A 21,402-nucleotide genomic window follows, 5' to 3' on the forward strand; every position below is an offset into this window, starting at 1 on the left:
TGACATGAGCGCACCCCAGGACAGGACGGACGACGGCGGCGTGCCGGTACCGGTGACCCCGGCCGGGGCCACCGGCGGCGCTCCGGCCGAGCTACCCCCGTCGAGCCCCGCCGGGCGGGGGATGTTCGGCGACCAGGGCACCGGTGATGTCTCCGGCTACGGCGGGCTGGTCCGCCCGCAACGGTCGATCGAGGCGGCCACGCGGCCGTACGGCGGCTACTTCGACGAGGTCACCGACGCGCTGGAGGAGGCGTACCCGGCCTTCGGCGAGGCGATCGAGAAGGTCGTGGTTGACCGGGGTGAGCTGACCCTGCACATCCGTCCGGAGCGGATCGCCGAGGTCTGCCAGGTGATGCGGGACGACCTCTCGCTCCGGTTCGAGCTCCTCTCGTCGGTATCCGGGGTGGACTACCTCGGCGCCGACGCCCGCCGGCTGCACGTGGTCTACCAGCTGACCTCGATGACCTACCGGCGTCAGGTCCGGCTGGAGACGGCGGTCTCCGTCGAGGAGCCGCACCTGCCCAGCGTGACCAGCGTCTACCCGACCGCCGACTGGCAGGAGCGGGAGACGTACGACATGTTCGGCGTCGTCTTCGACGGTCACCCCGGCCTGACCCGGATCCTCATGCCGGACGACTGGGAGGGCCACCCGCAGCGCAAGGACTACCCGCTGGGTGGCGTGCCGGTCGAGTACAAGGGCGCCGAGATCCCGCCACCGGACCGCCGGAGGTCGTACCAGTGAGTGAGCTTGCGAGCCCGGTCGCGAATGGAGGGCAGGGACGGTGAGCGCGAGGAGTGAGCTTGCGAGCCCCGCAGTCGCGAATGGAGGGCAGGCAGAGTGAGCGCGTCCAACTACGCCACCGAGCGGGAGACCGCCGAGGGCAAGGTCTTTACCGTCACCGGCGGGGACTGGGATGTCGTCCTCTCCGGTACCGATCCGATCAACGACGAGCGGATCGTCGTCAACATGGGTCCGCAGCACCCGTCCACGCACGGGGTGCTCCGGCTGGTGCTGGAGCTGGAGGGCGAGACGGTCCGTGAGCTCCGCTCGGTCGTCGGTTACCTGCACACCGGCATCGAGAAGAACATGGAGTTCCGGAACTGGGTCCAGGGTTCGGCCTTCGTGACCCGGATGGACTACCTCGCCCCGCTGTTCAACGAGACGGCGTACGCGCTGGCGGTGGAGAAGCTGCTCGGCATCGAGGAGCAGATCACCGAGCGGGCGACCACCATCCGGGTCCTGATGATGGAGCTCAACCGGATCTCCTCGCACCTGGTCTGGGTGGCCACCACGGCCATGGAGCTGGGCGCGATCAACATGATGCTCTACGGCTTCCGGGAGCGGGAGTACGTCCTGGAGATCTTCGAGCTGATCACCGGGCTGCGGATGAACCACGCCTACGTCCGCCCGGGTGGGGTGGCGCAGGACGTGCCGGACGAGGCGATCGCCAAGATCCGTGACTTCTTGAAGCTGATGCCGAAGAAGCTCGCGGAGTACGAGAAGATGCTCTCCGGTCAGCCGATCTGGCTGGAGCGGACGCAGAACGTCGGGGTGCTCGACGCGACCGGCTGCCTCGCGCTGGGCGTGACCGGCCCGGTGCTGCGCTCCGCCGGCCTCGCCTGGGACCTGCGCAAGACGATGCCGTACTGCGGCTACGAGACGTACGAGTTCGACGTGCCGACCCACACCGACGGTGACGTCTGGGGCCGGTACCTGGTCCGGCTGGCCGAGATTCGGGAGTCGTTGAAGCTCGTCGAGCAGGCGGTGGACCGGCTCCGGCCGGGCCCGGTGATGGTGGCGGATCGCAAGATCGCCTGGCCGGCGCAGCTCGCCATCGGGGTCGACGGCATGGGTAACTCGCTGGAGCACGTGGCAAAGATCATGGGGCAGTCGATGGAGTCGCTGATCCATCACTTCAAGCTCGTCACCGAGGGCTTCCGGGTCCCGCCCGGCCAGGTGTACGTGGGCATTGAGGCGCCCCGGGGCGAGTTGGGGGTGCACGCGGTCTCCGACGGGGGGACCCGGCCGTACCGGGTGCACTACCGGGAGCCGAGCTTCGTCAACCTTCAGGCCCTGCCGGCGATGGCCGAGGGCGGCCTGATCGCGGACGTGATCGCCGGTGGCGCCTCGCTGGACCCGGTGATGGGTGGGTGTGACCGGTGAGTGACGCAGTCGCGAACGGAAAGGGGGCACCGATGACCGTGTTTTCCGAGGAGACCCGGGCGCGGGCCCGGGAGATCATCGCTCGGTATCCGGCCGATCGGTCCCGCTCGGCGTTGCTGCCGCTGCTGCACCTGGTGCAGTCGGAGGAGGGGTATGTCTCCCCGGCCGGCATCGCGTTCTGCGCCGAGGTGCTGGGGCTGAACAAGGCCCAGGTCGGTGCGGTCGCCTCGTTCTACACGATGTACAAGCGGCGGCCGACCGGCGACTGGCTGGTCAGCGTCTGCACCAACACGATGTGCAACGTGCTGGGCGGCCAGGAGGTGTACGACGCCCTGGTCGAGCACCTCGGTGTCGGGCACGAGGAGACCACGGCCGACGGCACGATCACCCTGGAGCACGCCGAGTGCCTGGCGGCGTGCGACTACGGACCGGTGATGACGGTCAACTACGACTTCTTTGACAACGTGGACCCGAAGACGGCGGTCGGGGTGGTCGACGAGCTGCGGGCCGGTAACCAGCCGACCCCGAGTCGCGGGGCCCGGCTCTGCCGGCTGAAGGAGATGTCGGTGCAGCTCGCCGGCTTCGCCGACGAGCGGGAGGGCGCGGTCGCCGATGGGGGCCCCGGCGAGCCGACCGTGCGTGGGCTGCGGCTGGCGCAGGAGCACGGCATCGCGGTCACTGGGTTCGACCCGAACACGCCGATCCGCAGCAAGGCCGAGGCCGAGCAGGCCGCCGCCGAGGCGAAGGCGAAGGCCGAGGCCGCCAAGCCCGCCGCCGGTTCGACTGGCGCGGCCCAGGAGAGCCGGCCGGCCGGTTACGCCAAACCCGCCAGCGACGCCAAGCCCGCGGGGGACGACGCGCCGGTGAAGGAGCGCTCGTTGAAGGACGCAGCGGCGGGCATGGGAGATGCGGCCGGGAACGAAAGGGGCGCAGACCAGTGACCACTCCTCGGCCGGAGACGCTGGCCAAGCTCACGCCGGTGCTCACCAAGCGGTGGCTGTCGCCGGACGCCTGGCGGATCGGCACCTATGAGCGGCTGGATGGTTATGCCGCGCTACGCAAGGCGTTGGGTGCCCACCCGGACGACCTGATCCAGCTGGTCAAGGACTCCGGGCTGCGCGGTCGGGGCGGCGCGGGCTTCCCGACCGGCCTCAAGTGGGGGTTCATCCCGCAGGAGCCGGACGGTCGGGCCCCGACCCGACCGCACTACCTGGTGGTCAACGCGGACGAGGGTGAGCCGGGCACCTGCAAGGACCTGCCGCTGATGACGCACGACCCGCACTCCCTGATCGAGGGTGTGATCATCGCGTCGTACGCGATCCGGGCCAACCGTGCCTACATCTACATCCGCGGCGAGGCGGTGCACGCCGCCCGCCGGCTGCGCCACGCGGTGCAGGAGGCGTACGCCCGGAACTACCTCGGGAAGAACATCCTCGGCAGCGGCTTCGATCTGGAGCTGGTGGTGCACTCGGGGGCCGGGGCGTACATCTGCGGTGAGGAGACCGCGCTCCTGGACTCGCTGGAGGGGTTCCGCGGCCAGCCCCGGCTGCGCCCGCCGTTCCCGGCGACCCACGGTCTGTACGCCAGCCCGACGGTGGTGAACAACGTCGGCACCATCGCCTCGGTTCCGTATCTCGTGCTGGGGGGCGCCGCCTGGTGGCGGAGCATGGGCACGGAGAAGTCCTCCGGGCCGATGATCTACTCGCTCTCCGGTCGGGTTGTGAACCCGGGCCAGTACGAGTGCTCGATGGGGGTCACGCTCCGCGAGCTGATCGAGCTGGCCGGTGGCATGCAGCCGGGGCACTCGCTGCGGTTCTGGACGCCGGGCGGCTCGTCAACGCCGCTGCTGACCGCCGACCACCTGGACGTGCCGCTGGACTTCGAGGGGGTGGCGGCGGCGGGGTCGATTCTCGGCACCACGGCGACGCAGATCTTCTCCGACCAGGACTGCCCGGTCTACGCGACGTACCGGTGGCTGGAGTTCTACCACCACGAGTCGTGCGGCAAGTGCACCCCGTGCCGGGAGGGCAACTACTGGATGGTCCGGGTCTACCGCCGGATCCTCTCCGGCCAGGGCACCCAGGAGGACCTGGACACGCTCCTGGACACCTGCGACAACATCCTCGGCCGCTCGTTCTGCGGCCTCGGTGACGGTGCCACCAGCCCGGTGACCTCCTCGCTGAAGTACTTCAAGCAGGACTACCTCGACTATGTCGAGGGCCGGACCGCACCGAAGCTTTCCGACAAGCAGTTGGTGGGAGCCCACTGATGACGGACGTAGCCAAGCAGACCGAGACGGTCACGCTCACCATCGACGGTATTGAGGTCACCGCGCCCAAGGGGGAGCTGGTGATCCGGGTGGCCGAGCAGATGGGCGTTGAGATCCCTCGGTTCTGCGACCATCCACTGCTGGCCCCGGTGGGGGCCTGCCGGCAGTGCCTGGTCGAGGTGGAGGGGCAGCGCAAGCCGGTCGCCTCCTGCACCCAGACCGTCGCGGACGGCATGGTGGTAAAGACGCAGCTCTCCTCCCCGGTCGCCAAGAAGGCGCAGGAGGGGATGATGGAGCTGCTGCTCGTCAATCACCCGCTCGACTGCCCGATGTGCGACAAGGGCGGCGAGTGTCCGCTGCAGAACCAGGCGATGTCGACCGGCCGCACCGACTCCCGGTTCCACGAGCACAAGCGCGAGTACGAGAAGCCGCTGGAGATCAGCACGCAGGTGCTGCTCGACCGCGAGCGGTGCGTGCTCTGCCAGCGGTGCACCCGGTTCTCCGAGGAGATCGCCGGCGACAAGTTCATCGACCTGATGAACCGCTCGTCGGCAGAAGAGATCAACATCTACCGGGACGAGGCGTATGGCGACTCGGAGAGCGAGGACGGCGACGTGCCGTTCAACTCGTACTTCTCCGGTAACACCATCCAGATCTGCCCGGTGGGGGCGCTGACCGGCGCGCAGTACCGCTTCCGCGCCCGCCCGTTCGACCTGGTCTCCAGCCCCAGCATCTGCGAGCACTGCTCGGCCGGCTGCGCCCAGCGCACCGACTGGCGGCGGGGCAAGGTGCTGCGGCGGCTGGCCGGCGACGACCCGGCGGTTAACGAGGAGTGGAACTGTGACAAGGGGCGCTGGGGCTTCCAGTACGCCCGCGCCACCGACCGGCTGACCACGCCGCTGGTCCGGGACGAGCGCACCGGCGAGCTACGCGAGGCCTCCTGGAGCGAGGCGTTGACGGTCGCCGCCGACGGGCTGCGGGCCGCCCGCGACGGTGGATCGGGTACGGCGGTGCTCACCGGCGGTCGGCTGACCGTCGAGGACGCCTACGCGTACGCGAAGTTCGCCCGGATCGCGCTGCAGACCAACGACCTCGACTTCCGGGCCCGGCCGGTCTCCCGCGAGGAGGCCGACTTCCTGGCCAGCTCGGTCGCCGGAGCCACCGATGTCAGCTACGCCGACATCGAGCAGGCGCCCGCGGTGGTGCTGGTCGGCCTGGAGCCGGAGGAGGAGTGCCCAATCCTCTTCCTGCGGCTGCGCAAGGCGCACCTGAAGAAGAATCTGACGGTCTACGCCATCGCGCCGTTCGCCACCCGTGGTCTGGAGAAGCTCGGTGCCAAGCTGGCCCGGGTGGTGCCGGGTGAGGAGGCGAGCGTGCTCGCCGAGCACGCGACGGTCGCCGAGGCGCTCAGCCAGCCGGGGGCGGTCCTGCTCGTCGGTGAGCGGCTGGGCGAGACCCCGGGTGGGCTCTCCGCTGCGGCGGAGGTGGCCCGGCGTACCGGCGCCAAGCTGGCCTGGGTGCCGCGGCGCGCCGGTGACCGGGGCGCGGTGGACGCGGGCTGTCTGCCGAACCTGCTCCCTGGTGGCCGTCTGGTCACCGAGCCCGCCGCCCGCGCCGAGCTGGGCGAGGCGTGGGATGTGCCGGCCGGAACCATTCCGAGTCAGGCGGGCCGGGACACGGACGCCATCCTCGCCGCGGCGAGCGCCGGCGAACTCGGCGCGCTGGTCGTCGCCGGCGTCGACCTGGCGGACCTGGCCGACCCCCGACTGGCCGAGCAGGCGCTGGACACGGTGCCCTTCCTGGTCAGCCTTGAGCTGCGCAACAGCGCGGTGACGCGGCGGGCGAACGTGGTCCTCCCGGTCGCCCCGGTGCTGGAGAAGGCGGGAAGCTTCCTGGACTGGGAGGGACGGCTGCGCCCCTTCGAGGCGGTGCTGAACACCGCCGCGATGACCGACGGCCGGGTGCTGGACGCGCTCGCCGCGCAGCTTGACGTACGGCTCGGCACCGCTGACGTGCCGGCTGTCCGCCGCGAGTTGGGCGAGCTGCCGCGTACCCGGACCACGAAGCCGGCCCCGCCGACGGTGGCCCCGGCGGCCGTACCGCAGCCGGGCGCCGGCGAGGCGGTGCTGGCCACCTGGCACCAGCTGATCGACCTGGGCACGCTGACCGAGGGGGACGAGCACCTCGGTGGTACGGCCCGCCCAGCGGTGATCCGGCTGGCCCGGAGCACCGCGGAGTCGATCGGCGTCGCCGACTCGGACGCGGTGACCGTCGGCACCGAACGCGGCGGCGTGACCCTGCCGGTGGTGGTGACGGAGATGCCGGACGGCGTGGTCTGGCTGCCCACCAACTCGCCCGGATCGACCCTCCGCCGCAGCCTTGGCGTCGCGGCCGGCACCGTGGTGCGGATCTCCGCCGGTACGACCGGCTCGACCGTTCCCCCGCAGTCCGACGCGCAAGTCGCGGCCGACGTGACCGACCGCCCGGGCCCGCTCCTCAACTCCGGCGGTGTCCAGTGAGGGTGGGGAGAGCACGAGTGGGGCGAGTCAGCCTCGCAGTCGCGACCGAAAGGTGGGCACAGTGACCTTCCTCGCCCAGGAACCGACGCTGGCCGATTTTGGCCGGGACCCCTGGTGGCTGGTCCTGATCAAGATTGTCTTCGCGTTCGCGTTCGGCCTGCTGGCCACGCTGCTCGGCGTCTGGTTCGAGCGGCGGGTCGTCGGCCGGATGGCGGTCCGGCCGGGTCCCAACCAGCTCGGCCCGTTCGGCCTGCTCCAGACGCTCGCGGACGGCATGAAGATGGCCTTCAAGGAGGACATCCTGCCGCGCTCCGCGGACAAGGTCGTCTACTTCTTCGCGCCGGTCATCTCGGTGGTCTGTGCGGTCACCGCGCTGTCGGTGATGCCCTTCGGCCCGATGGTCAGCATCTTCGGGCACCAGACGCCGCTGCAGGTCACCGATGTCTCGGTGGCGGTGCTGCTGGTCCTGGCCTGCTCGTCGATGGCGGTCTACGGCGTGGTGCTGGCGGGCTGGGCCTCCGGGTCGACCTACCCGCTCCTGGGGGGCCTGCGCTCCAGCGCACAGCTGATCTCGTACGAGGTCGCGCTGGGCCTCTCCGTCGTGGCGGTCTTCATGCTCTCCGGCACGATGTCGACCAGCGGGATCGTCGCGGCCCAGGGAGAACGCCCCCAGCTTGAGTTCTTCGGCTTGGATGTCGCGGCGCCCGGCTGGTACGCGATCCTGCTCTTCCCGAGCTTCGTCATCTTCTTCATCGCCATCGTCGGGGAGACCAACCGGGCCCCGTTCGACCTGCCCGAGGCCGAGTCCGAGTTGGTCGCCGGCTTCATGACGGAGTACAGCTCGCTGAAGTTCGCGCTGATCATGCTCTCCGAGTACGTCGCCATGGTGACCATGTCGGCGTTCACGGTGACACTCTTCCTCGGCGGCTGGCGCGCGCCGTGGCCGATCACCTCCTTCTGGGATGGGGCGAACTCCGGCTGGTGGCCGATGCTGTGGTTCTTCGGCAAGGTCCTCCTCCTCGTCTTTGTCTTCGTCTGGCTGCGGGGCACCCTGCCCCGGCTCCGCTACGACCAGTTCATGCGCCTCGGCTGGAAGGTCCTGCTTCCGCTCAACCTGGTGTGGATCCTGGTGTTGGCGGGTTGGCTGAAGACCCAGGGCTGGGAGCGCGCGGACCGGCTGATCCTCTACGGGGCCATCGCCGGTGTGGTGCTGATCGTCACCCTGTTCTGGCCGAACCGGCAGCCGGCGCCGAAGCCGACGCTGGCCGAGGAGGTCAACAACCGGCCGCCGGGCAGCTTCCCGCTGCCGCCGCTGGACCTTCAGGTACCACCGAGCCCGCGGACCCAGCGCATTGTCGCCGAGCGGGAGCCGGCCAACCTCGCCGACACGGACTCCAGGGAGGTGTGACGTGGGCGCGATCACCGGAACGTTCAAGGGCTTCGGGGTCACTTTCTCGCACATGTTCAAGAAGGTGGTCACCACCGACTACCCGTTCAAGCCGCCGGTCGCGGCACCGCGCTATCACGGGCGGCACATCCTCAACCGGCACCCGGACGGCTTGGAGAAGTGCATCGGCTGCGAGCTGTGTGCCTGGGCCTGCCCGGCGGACGCGATCTACGTGGAGGGCGGCGACAACACGGAGGAGGAGCGTTTCTCCCCCGGCGAGCGGTACGCCAGCGTCTACCAGATCAACTATGCCCGCTGCATCTTCTGCGGACTCTGCATCGAGGCGTGCCCGACCCGCTCGTTGACCATGAGCAACGAGTACGAGCTGGCCCGGGACAACCGCGAGGACCTGATCTTCACCAAGGAGCAGCTCCTGGCGCCGCTGCTGTCCGGAATGGAGCAGCCGCCGCACCCGATGCGGTTGGGTGACAGCGAGAAGGACTACTACGTCGGCGCGTTGGAGAACCCGGGCACCTCAGCCGGGGCGGAGCGCTCGCCGATGGGCCCCGGCCGCTACCGGATCAGCGAGCACCCCGGTGTGCAGTTCCCCGGCGCCGACCAGGCCGCAGAGCGGGCGGACAAGGGAGACGGAGCATGACCACGCAGACGGTGCTCGCCGCGGCGGGTTCGGTACCCGGAGGTGAGGCAGTCACCTTCTGGATCCTCGCCCCGCTGGCGCTGATCGGCGCGATCGGCATGGTCGCCGCCCGCAACGCGGTGCACTCGGCGCTGATGCTGGTCCTGACGATGCTCTGCCTGGGCGTCTTCTACGTGGTCCAGGCCGGGCCGTTCATCGGCCTGGTGCAGATCATCGTCTACACCGGCGCGATCATGATGTTGTTCCTCTTCGTGCTGATGCTGGTGGGCCGCGGCGCCTCGGATTCGGTGATCGAGACGCTGCGCGGCCAGCGGGTCGCGGCGCTGGTGCTCGGCGTCGGGTTCGCTGGACTCGTCGGCACCGGCATGTACCGGGCGCTGGCCGGTAGCACCGCCGCCGGTCTCGCCCAGGCCAACGCCGAGGGCAACGTGCAGGGCGTCGCCCGGCTGCTGTTCACCAAGTACGTCCTCGCCTTCGAGCTGACCTCGGCGCTGCTGATCACGGCGGCGGTCGGTGCGATGGTGCTGGCGCACATCGAGCGGCGCCGGGAGGACCGGATGGACCAGGCGGCCACCATGAGGGCGCGGTTCCGTCCCGGTAACTACCCCGGCCCGAAGCCGGGCCCCGGCGTCTTCGCCACCTCCTCGTCGGTCGCCACGCCGGCCCGCCTGCCCGACGGCCGGCTGGCCGAGCAGAGCACCCCGGAGATCCTGCCGGTCCGTGAGCTGACCGCCGAGGACACGACGTTGAAGGGGACCGAAAAGTGAGCGAGTTCTTCTCGGTCGAGCCGAACTACTACCTGGTCCTCGCCGCGGTGCTGTTCACCATCGGCGCCGCCGGGGTACTCGTCCGGCGGAACGCGATCGTGCTGTTCATGTGCGTTGAGCTGATGCTCAACGCGGCCAATCTGACCCTGGTCACCTTCAGCCGGATCAACGGTGACCTCAACGGGCAGATCATTGCGTTCTTCGTGATGGTGGTGGCCGCGGCCGAGGTCGTGGTCGGACTCGCGATCATCATGGCGATCTACCGGACCCGACGCTCGGCGAGCGTCGACGACGCCAACCTGCTGAAGTACTGAGGGGCCTGCGGTGATGGAGATTCTGGCGAAAGCCCCCGTCGAGCCGGTGGGCGCCGTCACGTACGGGACCGCCGAGGGGTTGCTCGGCAGCGTCTGGCTGCTGGTGGCGATCCCGCTGGTCAGCGCGGCGATCCTGCTGCTACTCGGCCGGCGGGCGGACCGGTGGGGGCACTGGCTGGGTGTCGCGTCGGTCGGTGTCGCGTTCCTGCTTGGCCTGACCTACTTCTTCCAGCTCCGCGGCGTGGAGAACCGGTCCGTTGAGCTGAGCCTCTGGGATTTCATCGCGGTCGGTGACCTCCGGGTGGACTTCGGTCTGCTCTTCGACCCGTTGGCGGCGGTCTTCGTACTGCTGATCACCGGGGTGGGCTTCCTGATCCACCTGTACGCGGTGGAGTACATGGCCCACGACCCGGGGCGTCGGCGGTTCTTCGCGTACTTCAACCTGTTCGTCGCCGCCATGCTCCTGCTGGTGCTCGGCAACAACTACGTGATGCTCTTCTTCGGCTGGGAGGGCGTCGGGCTGGCGTCGTACCTGCTGATCTCCTTCTGGTACGTGCGGCCCGCCGCCGCCACCGCCGGTAAGAAGGCGTTCCTGATGAACCGGGTCGGCGATGCCGGCCTGCTGATCGGCATCTTCATCATGTTCGCCACCCTGGGCACCACGCAGTACGACGAGGTCTTCTCCGGTGTCGGCTCGCTGACCGCCACCACGGTCCTGCTGCTCGGGCTGCTCCTGCTGCTCGGTGCCGCCGGCAAGTCGGGTCAGTTCCCACTGCAGGCGTGGCTCCCGGACGCGATGGAGGGCCCGACCCCGGTCTCGGCGCTCATCCACGCCGCCACCATGGTCACCGCGGGTGTGTACCTGATCGCCCGCTCCAACCCGATCTTCTCGGCGAACTCGACGCTGCAGCTGGTCGTGGTGAGCGTCGGCGCGCTGACGCTGCTGCTCGGCGCCATCATCGGCATGGCCAAGGACGACATCAAGCGGGTGCTCGCCTGGTCGACGGTGAGCCAGATCGGCTACATGTTCCTCGGCGTCGGCCTCGGTGGCGCGGCGTACGCGCTGGCCATCGTGCACCTGCTGGCGCACGGCTTCTTCAAGGCCAACATGTTCCTGGGCGCCGGCTCGGTGATGCACGGGATGAAAGACCAGGTCGACATCCGGCGCTTCGGCGGGCTGGCGAAATACATGAAGATCACCTGGTTGACCTTCATGGCCGGCTGGCTGGCGATCATCGGCCTGCCGCCCTTCTCCGGCTTCTTCTCCAAAGAGCCGATCATCGTGGCCGCGTTCGAGCGGGACGACTGGACGGCCTGGCTGTTCGGCATGGCGGCCCTGCTCGGTGCCGGCCTGACCGCGTTCTACATGACCCGGCTGTTCGTGCTCACCTTCCACGGCCCGGCTCGCTGGACCGAGGAGATCGACCACCCGCACGAGTCGCCGAAGCTGATGACGATCCCGCTGATCCTGCTCGCGGTCGGTTCGATCGGCGCCGGTGCCCTGATGGTCGGGCCGGTCCCCGAGTGGCTGGAGGCGACCGCCGGACTGGGCGGTGGCTCGGAGGCCGCGCACGAAACGGTGCTCTCGCACCTCGCCATCACGATCCTGTCGATCGGGGTAACCGTGATCGGCGCCGGGCTCGCCTGGTTCCTGTTCCGGCGCGGCACGGCCACCGAGCCGCAGCCGGCGGGGGTGCTGGTCACCGCCGCCCGGAAGAACCTCTACACCGACGCCGTCAACGAGACGGTGTTCGAGAAGCCGGGCATCTTCCTCACCCGGGCGCTGGTCTACCTGGACAACCGGGGCATTGACGGACTGGTCAACGCCCTCGCCGCCGGCGTCGGCGGTGGCTCGGGTCGGCTCCGGCGGCTGCAGACCGGCTTCGTCCGGTCGTACGCCACCTCGATCCTGGCTGGTGCCCTGCTGGTGGTGGCGGCCTTCCTGGCCGTCGAGGCGGGGTGGCTGGTGTGATCGACCTCAGGAGGCGGTCGGGGAACCCCGCGGTGGCCGCCGTCGGCGGACCGCACAGTGACGACGGAGGTAAGGCCGCGTAATGTCCGACTTCCCGTTTCTTTCGGTGCTCACCGTGGCGCCGCTGGTCGGTGCCCTGGTGGTCGCCGTCCTGCCCCGCCGCCGGCCGGAGTTGGCCAAACAGGTGGCGCTCGGCTGGTCGCTGTTGGTGCTGGCGCTCTCGGTGGTCATGTGGGTGACCTGGCAGACCGGCGGTGACCGGTTCCAGTTCCGCGAGTCCTATCCGTGGATTCCGAACTGGGGCGTCAACTTCACCTTCGCCGCCGACGGCATCGCGCTGGTCATGCTGATGCTGATCGCGCTGCTGGTGCCGCTGGTGATTCTGGCGTCCTGGCACGACGCCGAGTCGTCCAAGCGGTCGGTGCCGGTCTACTTCGCCCTGTTGCTGGTGCTCGAGTGCACGATGATCGGCGTCTTCGCCGCCGCCGACGTCTTCCTCTTCTACGTGTTCTTCGAGGTCATGCTCGTGCCGATGTACTTCCTCATCGGCAGTTACGGCGGACACCAGCGGCAGTACGCGGCCGTGAAGTTCTTCCTCTACTCGCTGGTCGGCGGCTTGTTCATGCTCGCCGCGGTGATCGGCCTCTGGGTGGTCGGCGGAAAGACCTTCGACTGGGTGGCGCTGTCGCAGGTGGACATCTCCACCGGTGCCGAACGTTGGCTCTTCCTCGGTTTCTTCATCGCCTTCGCCATCAAGGCCCCGTTCTTCCCGTTCCACACCTGGCTGCCGGACGCCGGTGGCGCTGCCCCTGCGGGTGCTGCCGCGCTGCTGGTCGGGGTACTCGACAAGGTCGGGACGTTCGGTCTGCTGCGCTACTGCCTGCCGCTGTTCCCGGATGCGGCCAGGTGGTTCGCGCCGTGGGCGCTGGCGCTGGGCGTGATCGGCATCATCTACGCGGCGCTCCTCGCGATCGGTCAGAACGACCTGAAGCGGCTGGTGTCGTACACCTCGATCGCGCACTTCGGCTTCATCGGGGTCGGCATCTTCGCGTTCACCAGCCAGGCGGCCACCGGCGCGGTGCTCTACATGGTCAATCACGGGCTCGCCACCGGTCTGCTCTTCCTGGTGGTCGGGATGCTGGTCGCCCGCCGGGGCTCCGCGCTGATCAGCGACTTCGGCGGCGCCGGCAAGCTGGTTCCGCTGCTGGCCGGGGTGCTCTTCTTCGCTGGTCTCGCCTCGCTGGCGCTGCCCGGCACCGCACCGTTCATCTCCGAGTTCCTGGTGCTGATCGGCACCTTCTCGGTGAACAAGCCGGTGGCGGTGATCGCCACGCTCGGGATCATCCTGGCCGCCGCGTACGTGCTGTGGATGGTGCAGCGCACCACCCAGGGCACGCTCAACCCGGCGCTGACCGAGGTCGAGGGGATGAAGCGTGACCTGAACCTGCGCGAGAAGGTCGTGGTGGCCCCGCTGGTCGCGCTGATCGTGCTGCTCGGCTTCTACCCGAAGCCGGTCACGGATGTCATCAACCCTGCGGTCCAGGCGACCATGCAGGATATCGGCAAGACTGACCCGGCCCCGTCGGCCGGAACTCCACAGGAGGCGAGCCGGTGAGCGAGCTGAAGCTTCCGTCGATCGACTACGCGGCGCTCGCGCCGACGCTCATCTTGTTGGGCGCCGCTCTGGTCGGTGTCCTGGTCGAGGCATTCGTGCCGCGCCGGCTGCGGCACGTGGTGCAACTCGCGGTAGCGCTGCTGGCGGTGCTGGGTGCGCTGACCATGGTGGTGTTGAACGCCAATGATCGTCTGATCACCATCGGTGGGGCGATCGCCATCGACGGGCCGGCGCTCTTCCTGCAGGGCGCGATCCTGGTGTTGGCCGCGATGGCGTTGCTGCTCATTGGTGAGCGTACGGTCGAGCGCGGCGGTGCGTTCGTGGCGCAGGCGGCGGTGACCGCCGAGTCGGCGGACGACCGTCGGCAGGCCGAAGGGGCGCCGGGCGCGACCGAGGTGTACCCGCTGACCAGCTTCGCGGTCGGCGGCATGCTGATCTTCGTGGCGGCGAACGACCTGCTGACCATGTTCATCGCGCTCGAGGTCTTCTCCCTGCCGCTCTACCTGCTCTGCGCCCTGGCTCGCCGCCGGCGGCTGCTGAGCCAGGAGGCGGCGATGAAGTACTTCCTGCTCGGCGCATACGCCTCGGCCTTCTTCCTCTTCGGCGTCGCGTTGGTGTACGGCTTCACCGCCGGCACCCCGGGTCGGGCGGCGGGGGTCGACTTCGCCACCATCCACGCCGCGGTCGGGGAGAGTTCGTCCAGCTCGGTACTGCTCTTCGGCGGTATGGCGCTGATCGCGATCGGCCTGCTGTTCAAGGCCGGCGCCGCGCCGTTCCACGTCTGGACGCCGGATGTCTACCAGGGGGCGCCCACCCCGATTACCGGCTTCATGGCCGCCTGCACGAAGGTCGCCGCGTTCGGCGCCCTGCTGCGGGTCTTCCACGTCGCTTTCGAGGGAGCCCGCTGGGACTTCACCCCGGTCCTCGGCGTGGTGGCGGTGCTGACCATGCTCGTCGGGGCGGTGCTGGCGGTCACCCAGACCGACATCAAGCGGCTGCTCGCGTACTCCTCGATCGCCAATGCCGGGTACCTGCTGGTCGGGGTGCTCGCGCCGACCAGCGACGGGGTCTCCGGGACGATGTTCTACCTGGTCGCCTACGGCTTCTCGGTGTTGGCGGCGTTCGCCGTGGTCACCCTGGTCCGGGACGCCGATGGTGAGGCCACCCACCTGTCCCGCTGGGCGGGTCTGGGCCAGCGGTCGCCCTTCTACGCCGGGCTGTTCACCTTCATCCTGCTCGCCTTCGCCGGTATCCCACTGACCAGTGGCTTCACGAGCAAGTTCGCGGTCTTCAGCGCCGCGTTCGACGGCGGTCAGGGCTGGTTGGTGATCGCCGGTGTGCTCACCAGCATGGTGCTCGCCTTCCCGTACCTGCGGGTGGTCGTGCTGATGTGGCTCTCCGAGCCCGGTGAGTCCACTCCCGCCGTCGTCATGCCGGGCTGGCTGACCTCGGCCGCGCTGACCATCGGTGTGGTCGCCACCCTGGTGCTCGGCGTCTTTCCGCAGCCGCTGCTCGATCTCGCCGCCGGAGCCGCAGAGTTCGTGCGGTGACACCGACAATCCGGGGCCGGCACGTGACCCCCGTGCCGGCCCCGGGGCTGTTCTCGGAGGTCATGGACACATTCGTGGGCGCCCTTTGGGCTATCCCCGCCCCGGGGTCGACGGTACTGGTGTGGCATGGTGGGAGGCGTGGTGAATCCGGCTGACAAGCTTTCGGGTGCCACCGGCGTGGGCAGTCATTCCGGCCGGGGCGGCGTGGGTCAGTTGGGTGCCGTCGGGCTGCATCCGGCTGACGCGGGGCTCCCGGAGTCGGCGCTTCAGGTGCTGGCGGGGGTCGAGGCCGCGCTGCGGGCCGACGTCGTCAGCGCCGACCCGTTCGTCACTGAGGCCGCCCGGCACCTCCTCGACGCCGGTGGCAAGCGGTTCCGCCCGTTGCTGGTGGCGCTCGGCGCCCAGTTCGGGGATCCGACTCGGGCACAGGTGGTGCCGGCCGCCGTGGTGGTGGAGCTCACCCACCTGGCGACGCTCTACCACGACGATGTCATGGACGAGGCGCCGGTACGTCGGGGGGCCCCGAGCGCCAATTCGCGGTGGACGAACTCGGTGGCCATTCTGGTCGGTGACTATCTCTTCGCCCGCGCGGCGGATATCTCCGCCGATCTGGGCACCGAGGCTGTCCGGCTGCAGGCGCGGACCTTCGCCCGGTTGGTGCACGGCCAGATCGCGGAGACCGTGGGGCCGCGTCCCGGGGTGGACCCGGTGGCGCACCACCTGCACGTGATCGCCGAGAAGACCGGCTCGTTGATCGCTACCGCGGCCCGGTTCGGTGGGATGTTCAGCGGGGCCAGCCCGACGCACACCGAGGCGCTGGCTGGCTACGGTGAGACCATCGGGGTCGCCTTCCAGCTCTCGGACGACCTGTTGGACATCTCCAGCGAGGCGGAGCGCTCCGGCAAGACGCCCGGGACCGATCTCCGCGAGGGTGTCCCCACCCTGCCGGTGCTGTATGCCCTTGCTTTGGACGATGCTGACGCCGCGTCGGTGCGGCTCCGGGAAATCCTGGCGGTCGGTCCGCTGACCGATGATGAGCTACACGCCGAGGCGCTCGGCCTGCTCCGGGAGAGCCCCGCGTTGAAGCGGGCCCGGGAGACGGTGCGGAGCCGTGCCGAGAAGGCGCGCGCGCAGCTCGCGCCGCTGCCGCCGGGCCCGGCCCGGCAGGCGCTCGAATCCCTCTGCGACCAGATCGCGGACCGGACCAGCTGACGCATCTCTCGGTGACCAGATCGCGGGCTGGCTGCTGGATCCCTCGGTCTGGCTGTCGCATCTCCCGGACCGGCTGACGCAGCTACCGAACCGGCGGTGGTGTCTCCGGCAGCGGACATCACGGTTGCGCGGTATCCCGGGGTACCTCCGCGTCACCATAACGTGATCAAGTCATCACTGGCAGTGGATGATGATTTGGTGCTCTCTACCCGAACAGGCGTTTCCTACCGGTCCCAAATTTCATATGGTGTAAGCCCCGGCTGCGGAGGTGGTTGTGCGTGACCCCCTGGCGGAGCCTTCGGACCTCATCCGAAGCGTGTCCCGCGCGCTACGAGTGCTCGAGTCAGTCGGTCGTGCCCCGAAAGGGCTGACTGTCAAACAGATCGCGCGACGGTGCGAGCTGACCGTGGCGACCACGTACCACCTCGTCCGCACCCTGGCGTACGAGGGCTACGTGATCCGGCGCGAGGACGGCACGTACATCGTGGGCCTGGAGATAGCCGATCGCTACCGTGAGCTGGTCAGCGCCTTCCGCGGACCGCCGACGGTCGGGGAGTATCTGCGCCGGGCCGTCCTCGACACCGGCTACAGCCACTTTCTGGGCCGGTTCGTCGGGGGCCAGGTCGCCATCACGGCCGCCACCGAAGGCCCACGCTCCCCCTACCTGGAGGACCTGGTTCCCGGCTTCGACGAGGGGGCGCACGCCACCGCACTCGGTAAGGCACTGCTCGCGACCCTCACCACCGAACAGCGGCTGCGCTACCTGCGGGAAAACGGCATGCGCCCGTTCACCACCGGGACGCTGACCACCGCTGAGGCGTTCGAGGCCGACCTCGCGGCTGGCGAGCGGCGGGGGATGCAGCTGGAGCTGGGGCAGTACCGGCCGGGGGTGGCCTGCGCGGCGGTGATGGTGAGCGCTGACAAGGATGTGGAGCGCCGGATGGCGCTCGCCTGTGCCCTGCCGGCCGGCGAGATGATGGCCTCCGCCCGGGTCGTTCGGGCGAAGCTGCTCGCCACCGCCCGGAGCATCGCCGACTGCCTCGTCGACGACACCTGACCGGATGCGAGGTGCGGGCCCGGTGCAACGGGGAACGGGCCCTCACCCACGCTGGGGAGGGCCCGTTCGCGCCCGGAGGGGCCGAGGGGAGCTGGGCGGTCAGCTACCGATCGGGCCGCCGTCCAGGCGCCAGGTGACCACCACGCCCGGCTTGGCGTAGTCGCCGTCCGGCCAGGTGGAGGCAGGGTTCTCGATCGAGGCGCCGGAGATCTCCCCCGGGTGCTGCACGGCCACGAAGACCGAGCGGTTGTCGCCGGTGATGAACGGGCCGCAGGTCTCCGCGCCGATGGGTACGGTGAGGAACTGCTTCAGGTGGCCGCGCTCCGGGCCTTCGATCGGCGTGGCGAAGAGGCCGTCATTGCTGCCCAGCGCGTTGCCGTCGGTGGAGATCCAGAGGTTGCCGGTGGCATCGAAGGCGAGGTTGTCCGGGCAGGAGATCGGCGAGACCTTCGTCTTGTCGTACCCGGCGAAGTAGGTCGAGGAGTCCGCCGGGTCGCCGGCGACGATCGGCAGCGACCAGGTGAACGTGTCAGCGGAGTTGTTCCCGCGCTTCTCGACCAGCTCCAGCACGTGGCCGTGGCGGTTGGCGTTACGCGGGTTCGCCTCGTCCGCTTTCGGGTTGCTGTCAACCCCACGCCGGGAGTTGTTGGTGAGCGCCACATACACCTTGCCGGTGTGCAGGCTCGCCTCGACATCCTCGGGCCGGTCCATCTTGGTCGCGCCGACCTGGTCCGCGGCGAGCCGGGTGAAGGTGAGCACCTCGGCGGCGGTCATGCCCTCGACGTACGAGCGGTTGCCACTGACCAGCTTGATCCACCGACCACCGCCGTTGAACGCACCGTCGCTGGGTAGCTCACCGGAGCCGTCGATCTCGTTGGCGCTGGTGTAGTCCAGCTTGGCGACGTAGAGGGCGCCCGACTCCAGCAGGGTCAGGTTGTGCTCCCGGTCACGCCAGGAGCTGCCCTTCTTGAACTTCTTCTCCGACACGAACTTGTAGAGGTAGTCGAACCGCTCGTCGTCGCCCATGTACGCGACCACGTGTCCGCTCTTCGCCACGATGACGTTCGCGCCCTCGTGCTTGAACCGGCCCAGCGCGGTGTGCTTGCGCGGCCGGCTCTCCGGGTCGTACGGGTCGATCTCGACAACCCAGCCGAACCGGTGCGCCTCGTGCGGGTGCTGGGTCAGGTCGAAGCGCTCGTCGGCGCGGTCCCACTTCCGGTTCCCGCTCGGGTAGCGGTCGGTGATGTTGACGCCGTAACGGGCCAGCTTCGGCTTCAGCTCCTCCGGGGCGCCGTCGCCGCCGATGAAGTACTGGTTGAAGTTCTCCTCGCCGGAGAGCACCGTACCCCAGGGGGTTACCCCGCCGGCGCAGTTGTTCAACGTGCCGATGGCCGTGCGCCCCTTCGGGTCAGCCGCGGTCTTGAGCCACTCCGAGCCGGCGGCCGGGCCGGTCAACTCGAACTTCGTCTTCGAGGCGGTCACCCGGCGGTTGTACGGCCGCTTGCCGGACCTGACCGGGCGCCACTCGCCGGTGCTCTGGACTCGCTCCAGCTCCACCACGGACATGCCGTGCGCGGCCATCGCGACCTTCAGCTGCTCGACGCTGAGCGAGTCCACGTCGGTGAAGCCGGGGAACATCAGGTTCTCGTCGGTGTACTCGTGGTTGACCACGAGCAGCGCGTTCTTCCGGCCCAGCGGCAGCACGCCGACGAAGTCGTTGTTGTAGCCGAACTGCTGGGCCTGTGCCCTGGCCGTCTGCTTGTGCAGGTTGAACGGGGGTGCGCCCGGCACCACCTCGTCGCCCCAGCGGATGACCACCGAGTGGTCGTAGCCGTTCGGGACGATGAAGCTGTCCAGGGTGTTCGGTGGGACCGGCTTGAAGGTCAGCTTTCCGTTGCCGACGCCACCGGCCGGGGCGGCGAACTCGGTCGCCTCCGGCGTCACCGGAGCGGAGGTGGCGGCGGAGGCGGCACCGCTGCCAGCGAGCGCCCCGGCGCCGCCGAAGCCCAGGACCAGCGCACCGACAGTACCGGCGCGGACCACGCCGCGGCGGGAGACCTCGGCGTCCACCAGGTCGCCGAAGTAGGTGTTGTCCGAGGTGTTGGGGACCGGGTGGTCACAGGCGTTACCACACCGGTAGAGACAGGTCATGGCATCACGACTGCCGTGGCGGATGGAGCCGAGCAGCGGGAGCAGCCGAGGGCGGTCGCTCATGTGGAGGGGCCTCCTGGTTTCGATGGCGCACGCCGAGGTCAGCGGATGGCATGCGTACCCGCCGGAGGCTAGGAGGAGACAATTACCGCCAGTGTGCAGCTGTGTGAACCGAAGCTGAACTCCCGCGGTTGGACGACTGGCCCTCGTCCTCGGGAGTCCCAGGATACCGGCGACACCGTGCATTTCGGTGCGCGCGGCGCAGTACCCACTGATTCGATTGTCCGGCACCGCCGATACTCGTAGCGTGTTCCGGGTGACAACTGCTCTCATCATCGGGGGTGGCATCGCGGGCACCGCCACCGCCATCGCACTGCGGACCGTCGGTATCAGCTCCGTCATCTACGAGGCGTATCCGAGCGGGGGTGCGGACGCTGGCGCCTTCCTCACCGTCATGCACAACGGTATGGCTGCACTTCAGGAGATTGAAGCCGGCCGGGCGGTGATCGACGGGTCCTATCCGGCGAGAGGTGTGTCGCTCTTCGACGCCGGCGGGGGCCTGCTGGAACAACGGTCAATTGATCCACCCGGACGAACGCTCACCCGAGCGACGCTCTACCGGGTGCTGCAGGCGGAGGCGGTTCGCCGTGGAGTTCGCATCGACCGTGGTCGCCGGCTCGTCAGTGCCACGGTCGAAGCTGGCGGCGTCCGGGCTTCCCTCGCCGACGGGAGTGTCGTCCGGGGCGACCTCCTCGTTGGTGCGGACGGGCTCCATTCAGTGGTCCGTCGCCTCATCGACCCCGACGCGCCGGGTCCACGCCACACCGGCCAGCACGTGGTCTACGGGTACGCAGCGGGAGATCGGGTCCACACCGTGCCCGACACCTACCACATGGTGTTTGGCAGCCGGGCCTTCTTCGGGTACACGACACCGGCGGACAGATGTACCTGGTGGTTTGCCCGGCTCCCCGCCACCGAGTCGCCACCACGGATCCGGCCTGAGGACTGGCGGCACCGCGTACTGGACGCGTTTCGGGACGACTCCGGACCGGCAGCGGAGATCGTCGCGGCGACCGGTGAGGACATCGTGGGTAGTGCGTCATACGACATCCCCACCACACCGAAGTGGCACAACGGATCGATGGTGTTGGCTGGTGATGCCGCGCATGCGGCATCACCAGCCGCCGCCCAGGGCGCCTCGATGGCGCTGGAGGACGCCGTCACGCTGGCGCGCTGCCTGGCAGCGCATGGTGACCTGCGGAACGCCTTCGACGCCTACGAGTCGCTACGCCGGGAACCGACCGAGGAGACGGTCGCCGCGAGTGCCCAGCTGGCTAGTCGCGGTCGAAGATAGCTCCGAGTAGCCAGGTGACCACCCCGACGAAGAGCGCGCCGAGGACGGCGGCCGGCCAGAATCCGTCTACCTGGAAGGGTAGGCCGGCCTCGCCGGCGATCCAGCTGGTCAGCAGGAACAGCAGGCCGTTGACGACCAGTGCGATCAGACCGAGGGTGAGGAGGTAGAAGCCGCAGCCCACGGTTCTGATGATCGGCTGGAGCACCGCGTTGACGACGCCGAAGATCGCGGCGACGAGGATCAACGTGGTGACCGTCTCAGTGGCCGATTCCGCATCTAGTGTGATGCCCGGGATCAGGAGTGTGGCCAGCCAGAAGGCAACCGCGGTGGTGCCCAACCGGATCAAGAGCCCTTTCAGGAAACCCATGGCGGAGAATGCTGCCACGGACCGTTCTTTCAGGGAAGGCTCGGGT

17 protein-coding genes are annotated in these 21,402 nt (G+C 69.2%); 15 read left to right on the top strand and 2 right to left on the bottom strand.

The features are described from left to right. Window positions 1-4 precede the first annotated feature (4 nt). The 14 genes from B118_RS0111110 (at window position 5) to B118_RS0111175 (ending at window position 17,484) form a co-directional block, all read left to right on the top strand. Complete coding sequence (locus B118_RS0111110) at window positions 5-742, top strand: NADH-quinone oxidoreductase subunit C (RefSeq protein ID WP_018222457.1); 738 nt, start codon at window positions 5-7, stop codon at window positions 740-742. Window positions 743-838: 96 nt separating this feature from the next. Next, on the top strand, window positions 839-2,164 hold the full coding sequence (locus B118_RS0111115) for an NADH-quinone oxidoreductase subunit D (RefSeq protein ID WP_018222458.1): 1,326 nt from the start codon (window positions 839-841) through the stop codon (window positions 2,162-2,164). A 32-nt stretch (window positions 2,165-2,196) separates the two neighbouring features. Then, entirely contained in the window at window positions 2,197-3,105 is a 909-nt protein-coding gene (gene nuoE, locus B118_RS0111120; protein ID WP_018222459.1) for an NADH-quinone oxidoreductase subunit NuoE, read from the top strand. Next, on the top strand, window positions 3,102-4,433 hold the full coding sequence (gene nuoF / locus B118_RS0111125) for an NADH-quinone oxidoreductase subunit NuoF (RefSeq protein ID WP_018222460.1): 1,332 nt from the start codon (window positions 3,102-3,104) through the stop codon (window positions 4,431-4,433). The genes nuoE and nuoF overlap by 4 nt, the downstream gene beginning before the upstream one ends. After that, on the top strand, window positions 4,433-6,952 hold the full coding sequence (locus B118_RS0111130; RefSeq protein ID WP_028192773.1) for an NADH-quinone oxidoreductase subunit G: 2,520 nt from the start codon (window positions 4,433-4,435) through the stop codon (window positions 6,950-6,952). Before nuoF ends, B118_RS0111130 begins: the two co-directional genes overlap by 1 nt. A gap of 61 nt (window positions 6,953-7,013) precedes the next feature. Then, complete coding sequence (gene nuoH, locus B118_RS0111135; protein WP_018222462.1) at window positions 7,014-8,360, top strand: NADH-quinone oxidoreductase subunit NuoH; 1,347 nt, start codon at window positions 7,014-7,016, stop codon at window positions 8,358-8,360. Window position 8,361: 1 nt separating this feature from the next. Next, entirely contained in the window at window positions 8,362-8,997 is a 636-nt protein-coding gene (gene nuoI / locus B118_RS0111140) for an NADH-quinone oxidoreductase subunit NuoI (protein WP_018222463.1), read from the top strand. Next, a complete protein-coding gene (locus tag B118_RS0111145) occupies window positions 8,994-9,764 on the top strand; it encodes an NADH-quinone oxidoreductase subunit J (RefSeq protein WP_018222464.1) in 771 nt (256 codons plus the stop codon). Before nuoI ends, B118_RS0111145 begins: the two co-directional genes overlap by 4 nt. Then, window positions 9,761-10,078, top strand: coding sequence for an NADH-quinone oxidoreductase subunit NuoK (gene nuoK / locus B118_RS0111150; protein WP_018222465.1), 318 nt, complete (start codon window positions 9,761-9,763; stop codon window positions 10,076-10,078). The genes B118_RS0111145 and nuoK overlap by 4 nt, the downstream gene beginning before the upstream one ends. A 13-nt stretch (window positions 10,079-10,091) precedes the next feature. Beyond that, window positions 10,092-12,050 (top strand): NADH-quinone oxidoreductase subunit L, encoded by a 1,959-nt coding sequence (gene nuoL / locus B118_RS0111155; RefSeq protein WP_018222466.1) that lies wholly within the window; start codon window positions 10,092-10,094, stop codon window positions 12,048-12,050. An 82-nt stretch (window positions 12,051-12,132) separates the two neighbouring features. Then, window positions 12,133-13,665 (top strand): NADH-quinone oxidoreductase subunit M, encoded by a 1,533-nt coding sequence (locus B118_RS0111160; protein ID WP_018821844.1) that lies wholly within the window; start codon window positions 12,133-12,135, stop codon window positions 13,663-13,665. Continuing rightward, a complete protein-coding gene (nuoN, locus tag B118_RS0111165) occupies window positions 13,662-15,215 on the top strand; it encodes an NADH-quinone oxidoreductase subunit NuoN (protein WP_018811848.1) in 1,554 nt (517 codons plus the stop codon). Before B118_RS0111160 ends, nuoN begins: the two co-directional genes overlap by 4 nt. Window positions 15,216-15,341: 126 nt before the next feature. Next, on the top strand, window positions 15,342-16,427 hold the full coding sequence (locus B118_RS0111170) for a polyprenyl synthetase family protein (protein WP_018222469.1): 1,086 nt from the start codon (window positions 15,342-15,344) through the stop codon (window positions 16,425-16,427). A gap of 274 nt (window positions 16,428-16,701) precedes the next feature. Then, entirely contained in the window at window positions 16,702-17,484 is a 783-nt protein-coding gene (locus B118_RS0111175; RefSeq protein ID WP_018222470.1) for an IclR family transcriptional regulator, read from the top strand. 99 nt (window positions 17,485-17,583) lie between these two features. On the opposite strand, the gene B118_RS0111180 is transcribed toward B118_RS0111175, so the two are convergent. After that, the gene (locus B118_RS0111180) at window positions 17,584-19,698 is read right to left on the bottom strand and encodes a PhoX family protein (protein WP_028192774.1); all 2,115 of its coding nucleotides are present in this window, start codon (window positions 19,696-19,698) and stop codon (window positions 17,584-17,586) included. A gap of 253 nt (window positions 19,699-19,951) precedes the next feature. On the opposite strand from B118_RS0111180, the gene B118_RS0111185 reads away from it, so the two are divergent. Further along, a complete protein-coding gene (locus B118_RS0111185; RefSeq protein ID WP_027658058.1) occupies window positions 19,952-20,989 on the top strand; it encodes an FAD-dependent monooxygenase in 1,038 nt (345 codons plus the stop codon). Here the strand turns inward: B118_RS0111185 and B118_RS0111190 are convergent. Beyond that, complete coding sequence (locus B118_RS0111190) at window positions 20,970-21,356, bottom strand: phage holin family protein (protein ID WP_018222473.1); 387 nt, start codon at window positions 21,354-21,356, stop codon at window positions 20,970-20,972. The genes B118_RS0111185 and B118_RS0111190 overlap by 20 nt on opposite strands. Window positions 21,357-21,402: the final 46 nt, after the last annotated feature.

It is taken from the genome of Salinispora pacifica CNR114, from assembly GCF_000514775.1.
In the GTDB taxonomy this organism is placed as follows: Bacteria; Actinomycetota; Actinomycetes; order Mycobacteriales; family Micromonosporaceae; genus Micromonospora; species Micromonospora pacifica.

Excerpts from the sequence above, each read along its gene's own strand:
- B118_RS0111110 (WP_018222457.1), top strand. The coding sequence starts at position 5 with ATGAGCGCACCCCAGGACAGGACGGACGACGGCGGCGTGCCGGTACCG.
- nuoE (WP_018222459.1), top strand. The coding sequence starts at position 2,197 with ATGACCGTGTTTTCCGAGGAGACCCGGGCGCGGGCCCGGGAGATCATC.
- B118_RS0111130 (WP_028192773.1), top strand. The coding sequence starts at position 4,433 with ATGACGGACGTAGCCAAGCAGACCGAGACGGTCACGCTCACCATCGAC.
- B118_RS0111145 (WP_018222464.1), top strand. The coding sequence starts at position 8,994 with ATGACCACGCAGACGGTGCTCGCCGCGGCGGGTTCGGTACCCGGAGGT.
- nuoL (WP_018222466.1), top strand. The coding sequence starts at position 10,092 with ATGGAGATTCTGGCGAAAGCCCCCGTCGAGCCGGTGGGCGCCGTCACG.
- B118_RS0111160 (WP_018821844.1), top strand. The coding sequence starts at position 12,133 with ATGTCCGACTTCCCGTTTCTTTCGGTGCTCACCGTGGCGCCGCTGGTC.
- B118_RS0111170 (WP_018222469.1), top strand. The coding sequence starts at position 15,342 with ATGGTGGGAGGCGTGGTGAATCCGGCTGACAAGCTTTCGGGTGCCACC.
- B118_RS0111180 (WP_028192774.1), bottom strand. The coding sequence starts at position 19,698 with ATGAGCGACCGCCCTCGGCTGCTCCCGCTGCTCGGCTCCATCCGCCAC.
- B118_RS0111190 (WP_018222473.1), bottom strand. The coding sequence starts at position 21,356 with ATGGGTTTCCTGAAAGGGCTCTTGATCCGGTTGGGCACCACCGCGGTT.